This window comes from Oleiphilus sp. HI0067, from assembly GCF_001635735.1.
Genome location: NZ_LWFI01001067.1, coordinates 1 through 1,293, shown reverse-complemented (window position 1 = coordinate 1,293; position 1,293 = coordinate 1). Strand labels below are relative to the sequence as shown.

At 40.7% G+C, this 1,293-nt stretch carries 2 protein-coding genes; both read right to left on the bottom strand.

Translation table 11 applies throughout. The annotated features are described in order from the left end of the window. A partial coding sequence (locus A3739_RS14860) for a DMT family transporter (protein WP_068501913.1) occupies positions 1-626 on the bottom strand: 626 nt, incomplete at its 3' end. 249 nt (positions 627-875) lie between these two features. Then, positions 876-1,293 (bottom strand): hypothetical protein (locus tag A3739_RS29980; protein WP_068501909.1); only part of this gene is annotated, 418 nt, incomplete at its 5' end.

The following is a 1,293-nucleotide window of genomic DNA, read 5'->3' as shown; positions in this document are numbered from 1 at the left end:
TTTATTGGTACCGAGCTCCATTCTGGCGGGAAATGATAAAGTGCAAATATAGAAATGAACGGTGTAGATATGACAAGTGCCCAGCATATAACTCTCCAGCCACCGATTTCTTTCGACAATAACCCTCCGACAGAATAGCCAATAGCTGCACTCAATACGGCGAAAAATAGCGCAATATCACCCCAATGAAGAGCATTAGCGCCATTAAGTACTGAATAAATAACGACTAGCATGCTTCCTAAAACACTTGTAACCCAAAATCCAAATGATGGTTTTTCATTGGATATCACGACTCCAACAATAGCAGTTGCTAAAGGTAGTATTGCTAGTACAACCCCTCCATGTGACGCAGGAACAGTTTGCATTGCAACGGATGAAAGAACAGGAAAACCGACGACTACGCCCAGTGCAACAATAATTAATTTGTATAGCTGTTCTTTTGAAGGGACAGATTGCCTCGTTATGATGAGTAATAATGCCGCAAAAATACCAGCCACGGTAGCTCTACCGAGGCCTATGAACATCGGAGAAAAATACTCTATTACGTAGCGCGTGACAGGCAATGTCAAACCAAATGAGAGAATACCAATCAGACCGTATAACATCCCTTTTGAATCATTATTCATATTTCTCGCTTAGATTTGGTGATAACGGCAGAAGTGAAATAAAATGCACGACAGGGCATGAGAAACCGAATGCAGTACCCATTGAAAATCTCTATTTTCCTATTTGCTGTCGCAATGCAATGGATTGCAATTAAAATAATCTCCGAATATAACAGTCAGCAAATATATTGAATAAATTACGATTTTTTCGACATTCAGTTAGTGTGGATAAATCAGATGCCACAGAGAATTAAATCGTTGGATTGGAGACTAATTGAATAACCAATAGCGTACTGGATTTGCCGGACATTCAAATGGACCACACTCTACAAAAGTTGATAGGAGATTCACGCCCACAGTTGCAATAGTGAGCAAACATACCCAACGACCACAGATCGTAATTTCATATGTTTTTGACTGCCATTCCTCTTTCCATAAAATTAGCAATATAGCGACTCCGAGTACGGTCGCGCTAAACAAAACAAAAGCCCAAGTATAATAATGCATGCCAAAGATAGGACTGCCATAAGCGGGAGTGTCAGGAATAACATGTAAGGCCATCTGTCGAAGTGCCGCCGCCGCACCAAATATAGCTCCCAAAAGAATGACACCGTAATGACGTTGCTCAATCCCGTGCCTTACATTTAGCATAAATCCAAACATAACCATTACAAAGCCAATACGTTGA